At 64.1% G+C, this 14,474-nt stretch carries 14 protein-coding genes; 6 read left to right on the top strand and 8 right to left on the bottom strand.

Going from position 1 to position 14,474, the window contains the following annotated elements:
- Positions 1-46: 46 nt before the first annotated feature.
- Positions 47-256 carry a ferredoxin gene (locus SO140_RS04025; RefSeq protein WP_449383250.1) on the bottom strand — a complete coding sequence of 70 codons (210 nt, stop codon included), beginning with the start codon at positions 254-256 and terminating at the stop codon, positions 47-49.
- 162 nt (positions 257-418) lie between these two features.
- Here SO140_RS04025 and SO140_RS04020 point away from each other — a divergent pair, with 162 nt between their 5' ends.
- The gene (locus SO140_RS04020; protein WP_449383249.1) at positions 419-1,063 is read left to right on the top strand and encodes a TetR/AcrR family transcriptional regulator; all 645 of its coding nucleotides are present in this window, start codon (positions 419-421) and stop codon (positions 1,061-1,063) included.
- Positions 1,064-1,160: 97 nt separating this feature from the next.
- Here SO140_RS04020 and SO140_RS04015 read toward each other — a convergent pair whose 3' ends face one another.
- The 4 genes from SO140_RS04015 to SO140_RS04000 form a co-directional block, all read right to left on the bottom strand.
- Positions 1,161-1,799, bottom strand: coding sequence for an aspartate/glutamate racemase family protein (locus SO140_RS04015; RefSeq protein ID WP_449383248.1), 639 nt, complete (start codon positions 1,797-1,799; stop codon positions 1,161-1,163).
- Positions 1,800-1,970: 171 nt separating this feature from the next.
- Positions 1,971-2,984: an amino acid ABC transporter substrate-binding protein gene (locus SO140_RS04010; protein WP_449383247.1), complete on the bottom strand. Its 1,014-nt coding sequence runs from the start codon at positions 2,982-2,984 to the stop codon at positions 1,971-1,973.
- A 12-nt stretch (positions 2,985-2,996) separates the two neighbouring features.
- Positions 2,997-4,346 (bottom strand): aspartate aminotransferase family protein, encoded by a 1,350-nt coding sequence (locus tag SO140_RS04005; protein ID WP_449383246.1) that lies wholly within the window; start codon positions 4,344-4,346, stop codon positions 2,997-2,999.
- Between the two features lie 3 nt (positions 4,347-4,349).
- Positions 4,350-5,222, bottom strand: coding sequence for a MurR/RpiR family transcriptional regulator (locus SO140_RS04000; RefSeq protein WP_449383245.1), 873 nt, complete (start codon positions 5,220-5,222; stop codon positions 4,350-4,352).
- A gap of 106 nt (positions 5,223-5,328) precedes the next feature.
- Between SO140_RS04000 and SO140_RS03995 the strand changes: the two genes are divergently transcribed.
- Both SO140_RS03995 and SO140_RS03990 read left to right on the top strand, forming a co-directional pair.
- Entirely contained in the window at positions 5,329-6,516 is a 1,188-nt protein-coding gene (locus SO140_RS03995) for an amino acid ABC transporter permease (RefSeq protein WP_449383244.1), read from the top strand.
- Between the two features lie 2 nt (positions 6,517-6,518).
- Positions 6,519-7,616 carry an amino acid ABC transporter permease gene (locus SO140_RS03990; protein ID WP_474798114.1) on the top strand — a complete coding sequence of 366 codons (1,098 nt, stop codon included), beginning with the start codon at positions 6,519-6,521 and terminating at the stop codon, positions 7,614-7,616.
- A 107-nt stretch (positions 7,617-7,723) separates the two neighbouring features.
- Here the strand turns inward: SO140_RS03990 and SO140_RS03985 are convergent, their stop codons facing one another.
- Positions 7,724-8,500 carry an SDR family oxidoreductase gene (locus SO140_RS03985; RefSeq protein WP_449383962.1) on the bottom strand — a complete coding sequence of 259 codons (777 nt, stop codon included), beginning with the start codon at positions 8,498-8,500 and terminating at the stop codon, positions 7,724-7,726.
- A 190-nt stretch (positions 8,501-8,690) separates the two neighbouring features.
- On the opposite strand from SO140_RS03985, the gene SO140_RS03980 reads away from it, so the two are divergent.
- Positions 8,691-9,764 carry a tartrate dehydrogenase gene (locus SO140_RS03980; RefSeq protein WP_449383963.1) on the top strand — a complete coding sequence of 358 codons (1,074 nt, stop codon included), beginning with the start codon at positions 8,691-8,693 and terminating at the stop codon, positions 9,762-9,764.
- A gap of 149 nt (positions 9,765-9,913) precedes the next feature.
- On the opposite strand, the gene SO140_RS03975 is transcribed toward SO140_RS03980, so the two are convergent.
- Both SO140_RS03975 and SO140_RS03970 read right to left on the bottom strand, forming a co-directional pair.
- Positions 9,914-11,164 carry a Zn-dependent hydrolase gene (locus tag SO140_RS03975; RefSeq protein ID WP_449383964.1) on the bottom strand — a complete coding sequence of 417 codons (1,251 nt, stop codon included), beginning with the start codon at positions 11,162-11,164 and terminating at the stop codon, positions 9,914-9,916.
- Positions 11,165-11,282: 118 nt separating this feature from the next.
- Complete coding sequence (locus SO140_RS03970) at positions 11,283-12,200, bottom strand: LysR family transcriptional regulator (RefSeq protein WP_449383965.1); 918 nt, start codon at positions 12,198-12,200, stop codon at positions 11,283-11,285.
- A 119-nt stretch (positions 12,201-12,319) separates the two neighbouring features.
- Here SO140_RS03970 and SO140_RS03965 point away from each other — a divergent pair, with 119 nt between their 5' ends.
- Together SO140_RS03965 and SO140_RS03960 are read left to right on the top strand one after the other, a co-directional pair.
- A complete protein-coding gene (locus tag SO140_RS03965) occupies positions 12,320-13,135 on the top strand; it encodes a putative hydro-lyase (protein WP_449383966.1) in 816 nt (271 codons plus the stop codon).
- Between the two features lie 88 nt (positions 13,136-13,223).
- Positions 13,224-14,474, top strand: coding sequence for an ABC transporter substrate-binding protein (locus tag SO140_RS03960; RefSeq protein ID WP_449383967.1), 1,251 nt, complete (start codon positions 13,224-13,226; stop codon positions 14,472-14,474).

Below are 14,474 nucleotides of genomic sequence, written 5' to 3'. Positions count from 1 at the left end.
TCCTCGGGGATTGTGTTCACGGAAGAACGCAGGAACGCGCGGCGCGCTATTCCTCAGTCACTTCGATCGCGATTTCCGGACAGTTGGATTTGGCAAGCCAGGCCTTGTCTTCCAGGCCGGCTGGCACCGTGCCGTCGCCGACCGCATGCGCATTGCCGTATTCGTCGAGCTCGAACAGTTCGGGTGCCAGCGCCTTGCAGCGGGCATGGCCCTGGCACTTGTCGGGATCGACCTGAACCCTCAGTCGTTCTGCCATTTAAGCTCCCTCGGTCGTGCGCATGCGGGCCGCCCCTCAAGGGGGCCGGGCGCGTTCCTCATTGATTCTTCTTCGCAGCGATGTCCGCGAAACAAGTTATAGTATATTACATTGCGGACGGGCTTTCCCTGTCAAGCGCAAACTTATAGGTTTCCGCTCAACATGCCGACACAACTCGCCCGCAAGCCGCAAAATGCCTATCACCATGGTGATCTTCGCGACGCCCTGATCAAGGCCGCCTTGCGTGAGGCGGAGCAGGGCGGGGCGGAGGCGATCAGCATCAAGGCGCTGGCGAAGGAACTCGGCGTCTCCCAGCCTGCGCCATATCGTCATTTCGCCGATCGTGAGGCGCTGCTCGCCGCGGTGACGGCTGAAGCCTTCCGGCAGTTCACCGCTGTGCTGCGTGAAGCCATGGCAAGGCCATCGAAACAGTCGAAGCTTTCGCGGCTCGCCCAGGCCACATTGGATTTCGGCCTGCGCCGCATTGGCATCTACCGGCTGATGTTCGCCTCGCGCACGGTCTCCTGCGCGGACGTGGGGAGCGAGCTGCACGCGGCGACGAACGAGACCTTCGCGCTCGTGATCGAGGCGCTGGAGGCCCCGGCCGTCGGCTATTTGCGCGAGAGGCACGCCCTCAAGATCTGGGCCGCGCTGCACGGCGTGGTGATGTTGGCCGAGCAGGGCATGCTCACCGGCCGGTCGGCGCACACCACGCTTGAGGAACTGGTCGAGGACTTTGTGGCCGAGACCAAGCTTGCGCTGGAGGTTGCGATCAAGGGAGCGCGCCGCAGCGGCAAGACCGATTAAAGCGCGATGAGATCAGGATGAATCGTCATCGCGCTTTAGGTTGTTGTTTGCGCATGATCTTTCCGGAAAACCGCTTCACACTTTTCCGGATCATGCTTTAGCGCGTCACCGACAACAGTTTCATCAGTTTAAGCACGGCGCTGTCAGGCGTCGTCACCACCGGCTTGCCGGTGGCATCAGTGACCAGGGGCGCGGTAGCTGCGATACTGAATTGCGCAAGCGCAATCACGTCGCAGCCGCGCAGGTCTCTTGAGGCTTCCGCAATCAGGCGATCGTGCGTGGCGCGGTCGCCGCGGTCGAGCGCAGCGAGCGCGCCATCGGCGAGCTTCGGCACGATCTCGACCGAGGCCGGAAACTCCGGCGGCATCGATTGCAGCGTCGGCGGGAAGGTCGAGAGCAGGCCGATGCGCCGGCCCATCGTCACCGCCTGCTCGATCATCGCTTCATTCGGTTTCAGGACGGGCATCGCCGCATGCGCGCGCGCAACCGCCTCGATGCAGGGTCCGAAGGCCGAGCAGGTGAACAGGATCGCATCTGCCCCGGTCGCAACCGCATAATTCCCGAGCGCAAGGAAGCGGTCGGTCATGGCGTCGGTGAGCGCGCCGTCGCGCGCCAGATCCGCCGAGAGGCTGTCGTCGAGCAGGTTCATCAGCCGCGCTTCCGGCCAAAGATGCGCAAACGCCGACTCGATCGGGGCGATGGAATGCTTGAGCGCGTGGATCAGGGTGATGCGCATGAAGTTTGTCGCTCCTTCTCAATCCTCTCCCCGTTCTTACAAGGAGAGGGCTGGGTGAGAGGCTCTGTCCGCAGGAATGGATTTCCCGTAGCCCGGATGGAGCGCAGCGCAATCCGGGGAAAGTGCACGACCGGGTGAAACTGGTCCCGGATTTCGCTGCGCTTCGAAACTTCACTTGAACGGAATGGCGTACATCAAGCCGCCTTTGTCCCAGAGGCCGTTGAGGCCGCGCTCGAGCTTCAGCGGGCTGCCTTTGCCGACGTTGCGCTCATAGATCTCGCCATAATTGCCGGTCGCCTTGATCGCCGTGACCAGCCACTTGTTATCGAGCCCGAGCCGGGAGCCGAGATCGCCGGAGGCACCTAGCAGTCGCTGCACCGCTGGTGTCTGCGACTTCGCCATCTCCTCGACATTGGCCTGCGTCACGCCGAGCTCTTCCGCCTCGATCAGCCCGTAATGCAGCCAGGTGATGATGTCGCTCCAGACTTCGTCGCCATTGCGGGTGAAGGGCCCGAGCGGTTCCTTGCTGATGGTCTGCGGCAGCACGACGTAGTCGGCCGGATTCGGTGCGGCCGTGGTCACTGCGCCGGCGAGTGCCGAAGCGTCCTGGGTCATGGCATCGCAGCGCCCGCCGAAGAAGGTCTGGTACATGGTGTCGACGCGGTCGAACACCAGCGGCTTCCAGTCGATGCCGTTGGCACGGCCGTAGTCACCCAGCGTCACCTCATGCGTGGTGCCCTGAGCGACGCAGACGGTGGCGCCCTTCAGGTCCTTGAGTTCCTTCACGCCGAGATCCTTCTTCACGACAAAGCCCTGGCCGTCGTAGAAGTTGATCGGTCCCTGCCGCAGGCCCAGCGTCGTGCCGCGCAGATAGGTCTGCGTCGAGTTGCGGTAAAGCACGTCGATCTCGCCCGATTGCAGCGCGGTGAAGCGATTCTGCGCGGTCAGCGCGACATAGCGCACCTTGTTGGGATCACCCAGCACGCCGGCTGCGAGGGCGCGGCAATAGTCGACGTCGAGGCCCTTGTAGTTGCCTTGCGAGTCCGGCGCGGAGAATCCGGCAAAGCCGGCGCTGACGCCGCACACCAGCGTGCCGCGGCTTTTCACGGTGTCGAGCGTTGCGGCTGACGCCATGCTGCTCGAAGCCGCAAGCAAGCCTGCCGCGATAATCACGTTCCTCATCATGCTACTCTCCCCTCAGTGATTGACACTACGCAACACGTTGTCGACGGCCGTGCCGAGCTTGTCGACGATCAGGTCGATCTCGTCCGCCGAGGCGATATAGGGCGGCGCCAGCAACACGTGGTCGCCGCGGACGCCATCGACGGTGCCGCCGCCGGGATAGCAGCCGAGCCCCTCGGCGAAGGCGGCCGCCTTGATCTTCTGGTGCAGCTTGAGCGCCGGATCGAACGAGGTGCGTGTCGCGCGATCGGCAACGAGCTCGATCGCCCAGAACAGGCCGCGGCCCCTGATATCGCCGACATGGCGATGATTGCCGAAGCGCTCGGTCAATCGTTGCTCAAGCTGACGCCCGCGCTCCTTGATGCGATCGAGGAGGGCATCTTCGCGGATCACCTCCTGCACGGCGAGTGCTGCCGCGCAGGCGAGGGGATGGGCCAGATAAGTGTGGCCGTGCTGGAACGCGCCGCTTCCGGCGCGGATGACATCGATGATCTTGCCGCTTGCAAGCATCGCGCCGATCGGCTGGTAGCCGCCGCCAAGACCCTTGGCGATTGCCTGGATGTCGGGTGCGATGCCTTCCTGCTGCCAGGCGTGCATCGTGCCGGTGCGGCCCATGCCGCACATGACCTCGTCGAGGATGAGCAGCGCGCCATGACGGTCGCAGATCTCGCGCACGGCCTTGAAGTAGCCGTCGGGCGCAGTGACGGCACCGGCAGTGGCGCCCACGACCGGCTCCGCAAGGAAGGCTGCGATGGTGTCGGGACCGAGCCGCTGGAACTCGGCTTCGAGCTCGGCGGCCAGCCGCGCCACGAACGCCGCATCGGACTCGTTGTCGCGCTTCTCGTGATAGGCAAAGGCCGGTGTCACGTGGCTGAAAGCGCTGGACAGCAGCGGCGCGTAGGGCTCGCGGCGCCAGGCATTGCCACCGGCGGCGAGCGCGCCGAGCGTGTTGCCATGATAGTTCTGGCGCCGGGCGATGAAGTGCCGCCGCTGCGGCTCGCCGCGCTCAATGAAATATTGCCGCGCGAGCTTGATGCTCGCTTCGATCGCTTCCGATCCGCCGCTGACGAAATAGGCGTAGGCGAGACCGCCGGGCTCATGGCCGACCAGCGTTTCGGCCAGCCGCTCCGCCGCCTCGGAGGAGAAGAACGCGGTGTGCGCATAGGCCAGCGTCGAGGCCTGCTTCGCCAGCGCCGCGATCACGCGCGGATGCTGATGGCCGAGGCAGGAGACGGCCGCCCCGCCGGATGCGTCGAGCACGCGCCGACCATCTTCGGCGAAGAGGTAAACGCCTTCGCCGCCGATCGCCTTCGGCGGCGTCTCGCGCAAGGAACGGTGCAGTACGCGGCTCGTGCGGGTGCCCATGGGTCAACCTTTCTCTGAGACGTAGATGGAGGTCGCGGTCAATCGCGCCTCGGTGTCCTGAAGACGCTTCTTTGCAGCCGCGCCGCCGAGCGAGAACGTCACCGCAGCGAGCGACTGCGCGATCGCGATCGCGCCGGTGAGGCTCGGGAAGAACCCGGGCGAGGACGCAGCTTCAAACAGCAGCACGTAGTTCGCGCCTTCGGCCATCGGTGCGGCAACGCTGTCCGCGATCGAAATCAGCGTCGCGCCGGCGCGATGGGCGGCTTGTGCCACCCGGACGCTTGCGCCCGTGTAGGGCGTGAAGCCGATCACCACGACCGCGTCGCCGGCACGGAAGGCGCCGAGGTCGAGATCGTCAGGGCCGGAACCACCGACGATCTGCACGTCGCCCGCACGGAACAGCCGCAGTTCATAGTTCAGGAGCTCCGCGACACTGCGGCAGCTTCGGAAGCCGGCAATCCAGATGCGCTTTGCGCCGTGCAATGCCTTTGCGGCATCGGCCACGGAGGAGGCCGAGATCCTCGGCAGGCCCGCAGCTTCCGCGTCGAGCTTGTTGGTGATCAGCGCAACGTCGGAGTTCGGACCGTGACGGCGCCCTTTGGCGCGACCGGAGAAGGGTGAGGTCTGCGACGGCCGTCGCGCCTCGGTCAGCTCCGCGCGCAACGCGTCCCAGCCGGAATAGCCGATCGCCTTGGCGAGCCGCGTGAACGCGGCAGGGTCGGCGCCGGCCTCGGCCGCGAGATCGCGCATCGAACGGGTAGTGGCGTCGTAGTCATTGGCCACGACAAAACGCCCGACCTCCTGCAGTCGCATCGGGAGCGATGGCAATGCGCTGCAGAGTTCGCTCAACGGCGAGGATTTCGCGGGCTCGGCCATGAAACATTTGTTGCATAGATGACCGTTTGGTGCAACAGTTGATGCGCGCTGACGAAGCGCATGGCCGGAAATCGCTGCTTTCAAAGCGTTTTGAGGATTTCGTGCTGTGACGACCGATAGCCCCAGACCGCCGCCGCGCCGGACATTCTCGCTCGCGCTGGGAGGCCCGCAGCTCAAGGGGCTGCTGTGGCAGGTCCTCGTCGTCGGCGTTGCCCTCGCCATCATCGTCTTCCTCTGGTCCAACACCGTTCAGAATCTCTCGGCGCGCCGCATCTCGACCGGTTTTGCGTTCCTCGGCCGTGAGGCCGGTATGCCGATCGCCGATAGCCTGCTCGCCTATAGCCCGAAGGACACTTATTTCTGGGCGTTCGTCGTCGGTGTCGCCAACACCTTGCGCGTCGCCGTCATCGGCATCGTGCTCGCGACCCTGCTGGGAACGCTGATCGGCATCTCGCGGCTGTCGGCCAACTGGCTGCTGTCGCGCCTTGCTGCCGTCTATGTCGAGGTGTTGCGCGACATCCCACTGCTGCTGCAGCTCCTGTTCTGGTATGTGCTGATGCAGGCGCTGCCGGCCGCGCGTGCCGCATGGCGGCCGATCGAGGGCATCTTCCTGTCCAATCGCGGACTGATCCTGCCGTCGATCCCGATCGGCGAGGGGCAGCTTTGGGTGCTCGGCACGGTGGCGATCGGCGCAGGCGTGTTCTACCTCATACGGCGAACCCTGATCGCGCAGCAGATGCGCGACGGCAAGCCGCGACCGGCCTGGCCTTTTGCGCTCGGCCTCATCGTCGTGCTGCCGGCGCTGGTGTCGTGGCAACTCGGCGTGCGCTGGAGCATTGCCTGGCCCGAGCTGCGTGGCTTCAACTTCGTCGGCGGCTTGACACTGGCGCCTGAGTATTTTGCGCTGCTGATCGCGCTCGTCACCTACACTTCGGCTTTCATCGCCGAGATCGTGCGCAGCGGCATACAATCGGTGCCGCGGGGACAGTGGGACGCCGCCAACGCGCTCGGCCTGCGCCGCAGCTTCATGCTGCGGCAGATCATTTTGCCGCAGGCACTGCGTGTCATCGTGCCGCCGATGACGAGCCAGTATCTCAACCTCACCAAGAATTCCTCGCTTGCGGTTGCGATCGGCTACCAGGACGTGGTTTCGATCGCCAACACCACGCTGAACCAGACCGGGCAGGCGATCGAGGCGATCGCGCTGATCATGGCGGTGTTCCTGACCATCAGCCTGTCGATCAGCTTCTTCATGAACTGGTACAATGCGCGCATCGCGCTGGTGGAGCGCTGACAATGACCGCGATCACCGACACGCCGCGCGCCATGCGCCGCCCGCAGTCCGGCAATCGCGTGCTGCGCTGGGTGCGCGCCAACCTGTTCTCATCGATCCCGAATGGGATCATCACGCTGGTGCTCTTTGCGGTGCTTGCCAAGGGCGTGATCAGCTTCGTGCAATGGGGCATTGCCAACGCGGTCTGGCTGACGCCTGCGAATGACTCCAGCGCCTGCCGCGCGGCGCGTGGGGTGGGCGCCTGCTGGGCCGTGATCCCCGAAAAGTACCGCTTCATCCTGTTCGGCACCTATCCATTCGACGAGCAGTGGAGGCCCGCGCTCGCGGTCCTGCTCTTCATCGCGCTGTTCTACGTCTCGACCCGCCGCGCGTGGTGGCGGCGCGAGCTCGTCTATGTCTGGATCGCCGTTCTGGCCGTGATCAGCGTGCTGATGTGGGGCGGTGTACTCGGGCTGTCCTTCGTCTCGCAGGACCGCTGGGGCGGATTGCCGGTGACACTGATCCTGGCGACGTTCGGTTTGGCCTTCGGCTTCCCCCTCGGCATCCTGGTGGCGCTCGGCCGGCGCTCAAAGCTGCCGGCGATCCGCTCGCTCTGCGTGCTCTATGTCGAACTGATCCGCGGCGTCCCGCTGGTGAGCCTGTTGTTCATGGCAAGCGTCATGTTTCCGCTGTTCATGCCGGGCGGTTTCAACATCGACAAGCTGCTCCGCGCGCAGATCGCGATCATCCTGTTCGCCGGCGCCTATCTTGCCGAAGTCGTCCGCGGCGGTCTCCAGGCCGTGCCGCGCGGGCAATACGAGGCGGCCGATGCGCTGGGACTGTCCTATTGGCGCAAGCAGCGGCTGATCATCCTGCCGCAGGCCATCCGCCACGTCATCCCGCCGCTGGTCAACACCTTCATCGCCTTCTTCAAGGACACCAGCCTGGTCCTGATCATCGGGATCTTCGACCTGCTGACGACAGCGAAGACCGCGATCATCGATCCCGCCTGGCAGCAGTTCTCGGTCGAAGTCTACATCTTCATCGCGGCGATCTATTTCGCCTTCTGCTTCGCGATGTCGCGCTATAGCCGAAGCCTGGAGGCAATGAGTACGCGGTGATCTTCCGGCTTTGTGTCCCGGACAAGGTGCGGTGTCGCCGCGGAGACGTTTCTGGATTGCTTCGCTTCGCTCGCAATGACGGTGTCTGGGGCGTCCAGCGACGTCAACTAACCCCAACCCGCGCTGATCCCGCCATCCACGGTGTGGATGACCCCCGACGTATAGCCGGAGCGCTCCGAGGCCAGAAACGCCATCAGGTCGCCGATCTCGCGCGCATGCGCAGGCCGGCCGAGCGGCAGGCTCTTCTGGAATTCCTTGTAGCGGGTCTCGTCGCCAAACTGGTGCTTTGCACGGGTCTTGAGCAGCGTGACGTGGCGGTCGGTGCCTACCGGGCCGGGATTGATGCCGACCACGCGGATGTTGTCGGCGAGGCTCTTGCCGCCGAGCGCGCGGGTGAAGGCCATCAGCGCTGCATTGCCGGCGCTGCCGCAGATGTAGTTGGCGTCGAACTTCTCGCCGGCTGCTCCAATGTCGTTGACGATCACGCCGCCACCGCGCGCCTTCATCTGCGCATAGACCATGCGCGTGAGGTTGATGTAGCCGAACACTTTCAATTCCCAGGCGTGACGCCAGGTGGCTTCGTCGATCTTGTCGATGGAGCCGCCGGGAATATCGCCGGCATTGTTGACGAGGATATCGATCTCGGCGGCTTCCTTGGCGAGCCGCGCGACGTCTTCAGCTTTGCGCAAGTCGACCACGCTCGTCGCCGCGTCGATCTGGTGCGCCGCGCGCAAACGGTCAGCCAGCGTCTTGAGCTGGTCGCCGTTGCGGGCGGCGAGCAGGAGGTGGCAGCCTTCCTCGGCGAAGGCCTCGGCGGCGGCCGCGCCGATGCCTTTGGACGCGCCGGTGATCAGGACGCGCTTGCCACGCAGATGCAGGTCCATGGGGATTCTCGCTGACGTCGGGGAACAGGATGAAATCAGCAGGCGGCCGTCCGCGCCACGGTCAACATTGCAGTGCAGCGTTGCACTGTTGGTGCGTTTGGTCCATTGCAGGGCCATCAACCAGGGCTCATGGTCGGCCCGGTCAGATCAAGTCAGGACAATTTCCAGGGAAACTTCCAGGACAATTTCGATGAGCAAGAAGCAATACCGGATTGCAGTGATCCCCGGCGACGGCATCGGCAAGGAAGTGATGCCGGAGGGGCTGCGCGTGCTGGAGGCGGCCGCGAAGAAGCACGGCGTCTCCGTGCAGTTCGATCATTTCGACTTCTCGTCCTACGACTATTACGAGAAGCACGGTCAGATGATGCCTGACGACTGGAAGGAGAAGATCGGCAAGCATGACGCGATCTACTTCGGCGCGGTCGGCTGGCCGGCAAAAATTCCGGATCACGTCTCGCTGTGGGGTTCGCTGATCAAGTTCCGCCGCGAGTTCGACCAGTACGTGAACCTGCGACCCGTGCGCCTGATGCCCGGCGTACCGTCGCCGCTTGCGGGCCGCAAGCCCGGCGATATCGATTTCTGGGTGGTGCGCGAGAACACCGAAGGCGAATATTCATCGGTCGGCGGCCGCATGTTCCCGGACACCGACCGCGAATTCGTGACGCAACAGACCGTGATGACTCGTGTCGGGGTCGACCGCATCCTGAAATTCGCATTCGAGCTCGCACAGTCGCGGCCGAAGAAGCACCTGACCTCGGCGACGAAATCGAACGGCATCTCGATCACCATGCCCTATTGGGACGAGCGCGTGGAGGCGATGGCCAGGAAGTTTCCGGGCGTGAAGTGGGACAAGTACCACATCGACATCCTGACGGCGAACTTCGTGCTGCATCCGGACTGGTTCGACGTCGTGGTCGGCTCCAACCTGTTCGGCGATATCCTCTCCGATCTCGGGCCCGCGTGCACCGGTACCATCGGCATCGCGCCGTCGGGTAACATCAACCCCGAGCGCAATTTCCCGTCGGTGTTCGAGCCCGTGCACGGCTCGGCGCCCGATATCGCGGGGCAGGGCATCGCCAACCCGATCGGCATGATCTGGTCGGGCGCGATGATGTTCGAGCATCTCGGCGAGAAGGAAGCCGGCAAGTCGATCGTCGACGCCATCGAACGCACGCTCGCCGAACGCACGCCGCGTACGAAAGACCTCGGCGGCAATGCCGACACGACCGCCTGCGGCAAGGCGGTCGCTGAGATGGTGGATTAGGCCTCGATGCGTCGGGTGGGTTGACTGAAGGCGCACCCCACCATTGTGCGGCACAGAAGCGGTGGGTTACGCTTCCGCCTTCGCTCTTCGAGCTTCGGCGGACAAGTCGCTAACCCACCCTACGATTTCTGAGTTAGCGCGCTCGTCCCTCAAGACGCAACGCCGGCGATCGCCAGTATGGTATGCATCAGCACGTTGGCGCCGGCGGTGCAGTCGCTTTGCGTCGCGTCTTCCAGCTCGTTGTGGCTGATGCCGTCCTTGCAAGGCACGAACACCATCGCCGCAGGCATCACGGTGTTGAGGTTGCAGGCGTCGTGACCGGCGCCGGAGGTGATGCGGCGGCTGGAATAGCCGAGCGTATTGGCGGCCTTCTCGACGGCGGCAATGAGCTTGGGATCAAAATGCGTCGGCGCCTTGCGCCAGACCAGATCAAGCTTCACCTCGACCTTGCGGCGTGCGGCGATATCGGCAATCGCGGCGCGCAGGTCGCGATCGAGTGCGTCCATGATCGCGGCATCCGCGCTGCGGCAATCAACCGTAAAGGCGATCTCGCCGGGAATGACGTTGCGTGACGGGCTTCCGATCACGGCTTCGCCGATGGTGCCGACCGCATTCGGTCCGTGCTTCCTGGCGATCGCTTCCATCGCCAGCACGATTTCCGACAAGGTTGCGAGCGCATCGCGGCGCAACGGCATCGGCGTTGAGCCGGCATGGCTTTCGAAACCGGTGATATGGCCGTCGTACCACAACACGCCCTGACCGGAATCGACCACGCCGATGGTCTTGCCCTCGGCCTCCAAGATCGGGCCCTGCTCGATGTGCAACTCGACGAAGCAGCCGAGCTTCTGAAAGCCGACAGGCTTGTCGCCGCGATAGCCGATCGTGTCGAGCGCCTGGCCGACCGTGACGCTCTCGGCGTCCTTGCGCGACAGGATATCGTCGGTGGTGAAGTCGCCGACATAGGCGGCAGAGGCCATCATGGCCGGCGCAAAGCGTGAGCCTTCCTCGTTGGTCCAGTTGACGACGCAGATCGGTGCCTCGGTCTCGATGCCGGCGTCGTTCAGCGTGCGGATCACTTCGAGCGCGCCGAGCGTTCCCAAAATGCCGTCATACTTGCCGCCGGTCGGCTGCGTATCGAGATGCGAGCCGATGCCGACGGGCGGCTTCGACATGTCGCGGCCCTTCCTTAAGCCGAACATCGAGCCGAGCGCGTCGACGTGCACGTCGAGCCCTGCGTCCTCGCACGCCTTGCGGAACCAGTCGCGCACCTGCTTGTCCTCGGCGCTCAGCGTCAGCCGCCGCACGCCGCCCTTCTGCGTCGCGCCGAATTGCGCGGTCTCGTGGATCGAGCCCCAGAGGCGGGCGGAATCGATTTGCAGATTGGTGGCGGCTCGGCTCATGCGGTCAGTCCATCTTGGCTGTCATTCCGCGGCGGCCGAAGGGCGAGCCCGGAATCTCGAGATTCCGGCTCTCGCTTCGCGAGCCCCGGAGTAACAGTGAAATTGTCACAACCCGATTTCAATGACGCGCCGCCACCTCCGCGTCAACCGCAAGACTCTGTCGCGCGATCTGCCGCGCGAGATCGGCAACGCGCTCGACGGCGATGACGTCGGGCGAGGCGAGCCAGCTTGCCGTGAAGGTCAGTGGCGTGATGTTGAGGTCGGTATCGAGCAATTGCAATCGCCCGTCGGCGAGTTCGTTCTCGACGATCGCGGAGGGGATCACCGCGATGCCGAGCCCCTCGACCGCCATGTGGATGACGGTTGCGAGCGAGGCGGAGGCATGCAGGCGGATCGGCGGGAGTTCAGGCCGGTCGAAGACCTCGCGCACGGCCTCGTAGGGTCTGGTCTTCCGCGGGAAGGTGATGATCGGAAAGCGCGCGAGATCCTGCCGGGTGACGGGACCATGGCCGAGCCCGAGCGATGGGCTTGCGAGAAAGCCGATCGGATAGTCGGAGAGCACGCGATTGTGCACGCCGGCAGCCGACAGCGGGCCGACCACGAAGGCAAGCTCGATCTCCTGCGCCAAGAGGCGCGCTGTGAGGTTCGGCGTGATGTCGACCTCGATCTCCAGCGACAGGTTCGGATAGATCTCGTTGACGCTCTTGACGAGCCGCGGCAGCCAGGTGTGCACGATGGTCTCGGCGACGCCCAGCCGCATCACGCCGCGCATCGCGGACGCGTTGCCGATCTCTGCCATCATCGCCGCGCGCAGGCCGATCAGCTTCTCCGCATAGACCATCATCTGCCGGCCGCTCGGCGTCGGCGAGGCGACGCGATGATCGCGGTTGAGGAGCTTTACGCCCATCTCGCGCTCGAGCTGGGCAATGCGCTGGGAGATCGCCGGCTGGGTGGTATTGAGCCGCGCCGCAGCTCCCCGGAAGCTGCCGAGCTTCACGACCCAGAGGAACGTTTCGATCGACCTGAAGTCCAGCATTGGAAGGAGTTTTCCAACCGATAAACAGAATTTATCGATCCATATTAGAAAGGAAGATTAGACTTTATAGCACGGCTGGTGTTGGCTGTCCTTGTCGAGATTATAGGCAGGTCAATCAAATGACTGTTTTGGTGGCAGTGCAGCAAACTGAAACAACCGACACCCTTCCGAGCCGCCAGGCTCGGCTCGCCTACCGCGGCGGAGAGGTCGGCTCGACCGCCGGCGTCGCCCCCGGCTTCGTTCAGGGCAATCTTGCGATCCTGCCCGAGAAATACGCCAGCGCCTTTCACCGCTTCTGTCAGCTCAATCCGAAGCCGTGCCCGATCATCGGCATGTCCGACGTCGGCAGCCCGTTCATTCCGGCGCTGGGCGCCGATCTCGACATCCGCAGCGACGTGCCGCGCTATCGCGTGTGGCGTGACGGCGAGGTCATCGAGGAGCCGACCGACATCACGAAGCACTGGCGCGACGATCTCGTGACCTTCGTGCTCGGCTGCTCGTTCTCGTTCGAAGAGGCGCTGCTCGACGAAGGCATGCCGATCCGCCACATCGAGCACAATGTGCGCGTACCGATGTACTGCACCAACATCGCGTGCGGTGTGTCAGGTCCGTTCGCCGGTCCCATGGTTGTGTCGATGCGTCCGTTCAAGCCGGCGGATGCGATCCGCGCGGTGCAGATCACCTCGCGCTATCCCGCCGTGCACGGCGCGCCCGTGCATCTCGGCCATCCGCACCTGATCGGCATCAAGGACATTGCCAAGCCTGACTACGGCGATCCCGTGCCGGTCGCCGATGAAGAGATCCCGGTGTTCTGGGCCTGCGGCGTCACGCCGCAGTCGGTCATCAACGCCGCCAGGCTGCCGTTCGCGATCACGCATTCGCCGGGGCTGATGCTGGTCACGGACCTGAAGAACAAGAACATGGCCGTGATTTAGCGGGCAGCATATGCTGCTTCTTCAGGCTTTACCGCACACATCAATCGCTCCATCGATAGCCGCAAATTAGGAACAGGGGAATCTGCCAATGACGATCACGCGCCGCGACGTTCTGCTCGGAGCCACTGCTAGCGCAACTGCTGCACTCATGCCGCTCTCAGCTCGCGCGCAGACTTCGGAAGTGGTGATCGGGTTGACCTACCCCATGTCGGGCGCCAATGCCCAGATCGGCGTCGATGCGCAGCGCGCATTCGAGACGGCGGTCGACATCATCAACAAGGACTTCGATTTCGACCTGCCGCTCGCCAAGGGCGAAGGACTGCCGGGCCTCGGCGGCGCCAAGATTCGCCTGGTCTTCGCCGACCATCAGGGCGATCCGCAGAAGGGTCGCGCCGAGGCCGAACGCCTGATCACGCAGGAAAAGGTCTGCGCCGTGCTCGGCACCTATCAAAGCGCCGTTGCAGTAACCGTCAGCCAGATCTGCGAGCGCTACCAGATTCCGTTCATGTCGGCGGACAATTCCTCGCCCAGCCTGCATCGCCGTGGTCTCAAATACTACTTCCGTCCCTCGCCGCATGACGAGATGTTCTCGGCCGCGATGTTCGACTTCCTCGATGTGATGAAGAAGAAGGGCACCAAGATCGATTCTCTGGCGCTGTTTCACGAGGACACGATCTTCGGCACCGATTCCGCCAACGCGCAGCTCAAGCTCGCGGCCGAGCGCGGCTACAAGATCGCCGCCGACATCAAGTACCGCGCTAACTCGCCGTCGCTGTCGGCCGAGGTGCAGCAGCTCAAGAGCGCCAATGCCGACGTGCTGATGCCCTCGAGCTACACGACCGATGGCATCCTCCTGATCAAGACCATGGCCGATCTCGGCTACAAGCCGAACGCGATCGTGGCGCAGGCGGCCGGCTTCTCGGAGAAGGCGCTTTATGATGCCGTGAGCGACAAGGTCGAAGGCGTGATAACGCGCGGCAGCTTCTCGCTCGACCTCGCCGCCAAGCGGCCGATGGTCGGCAAGATCAACGCGATGTTCAAGGAGAAGTCCGGCAAGGACCTCAACGACAACACCTCGCGCGAATTCATGGCGCTGATCGTGATGGCGGACGCCATCAATCGTGCCAAGTCCACCGACGGCGAGAAGATCCGCGATGCCCTGGCCGCGACCGACATGCCGGGCGAGCAGACCATCATGCCCTGGAAGCGCGTCAAGTTCGACGAGATGGGCCAGAACAACGACGCCGATCCGGTTCTTCTGCAATATGTCGGCGGCAAGTTCGTCACCATCTCGCCGGCACAGGCGGCCGTGGCCGAACCGATCTGGCCGATGAAGTAG

The sequence above is a fragment of the Bradyrhizobium sp. UFLA05-108 genome, assembly GCF_059803455.1.
This window is presented reverse-complemented; position numbering and strand designations above follow the sequence as displayed.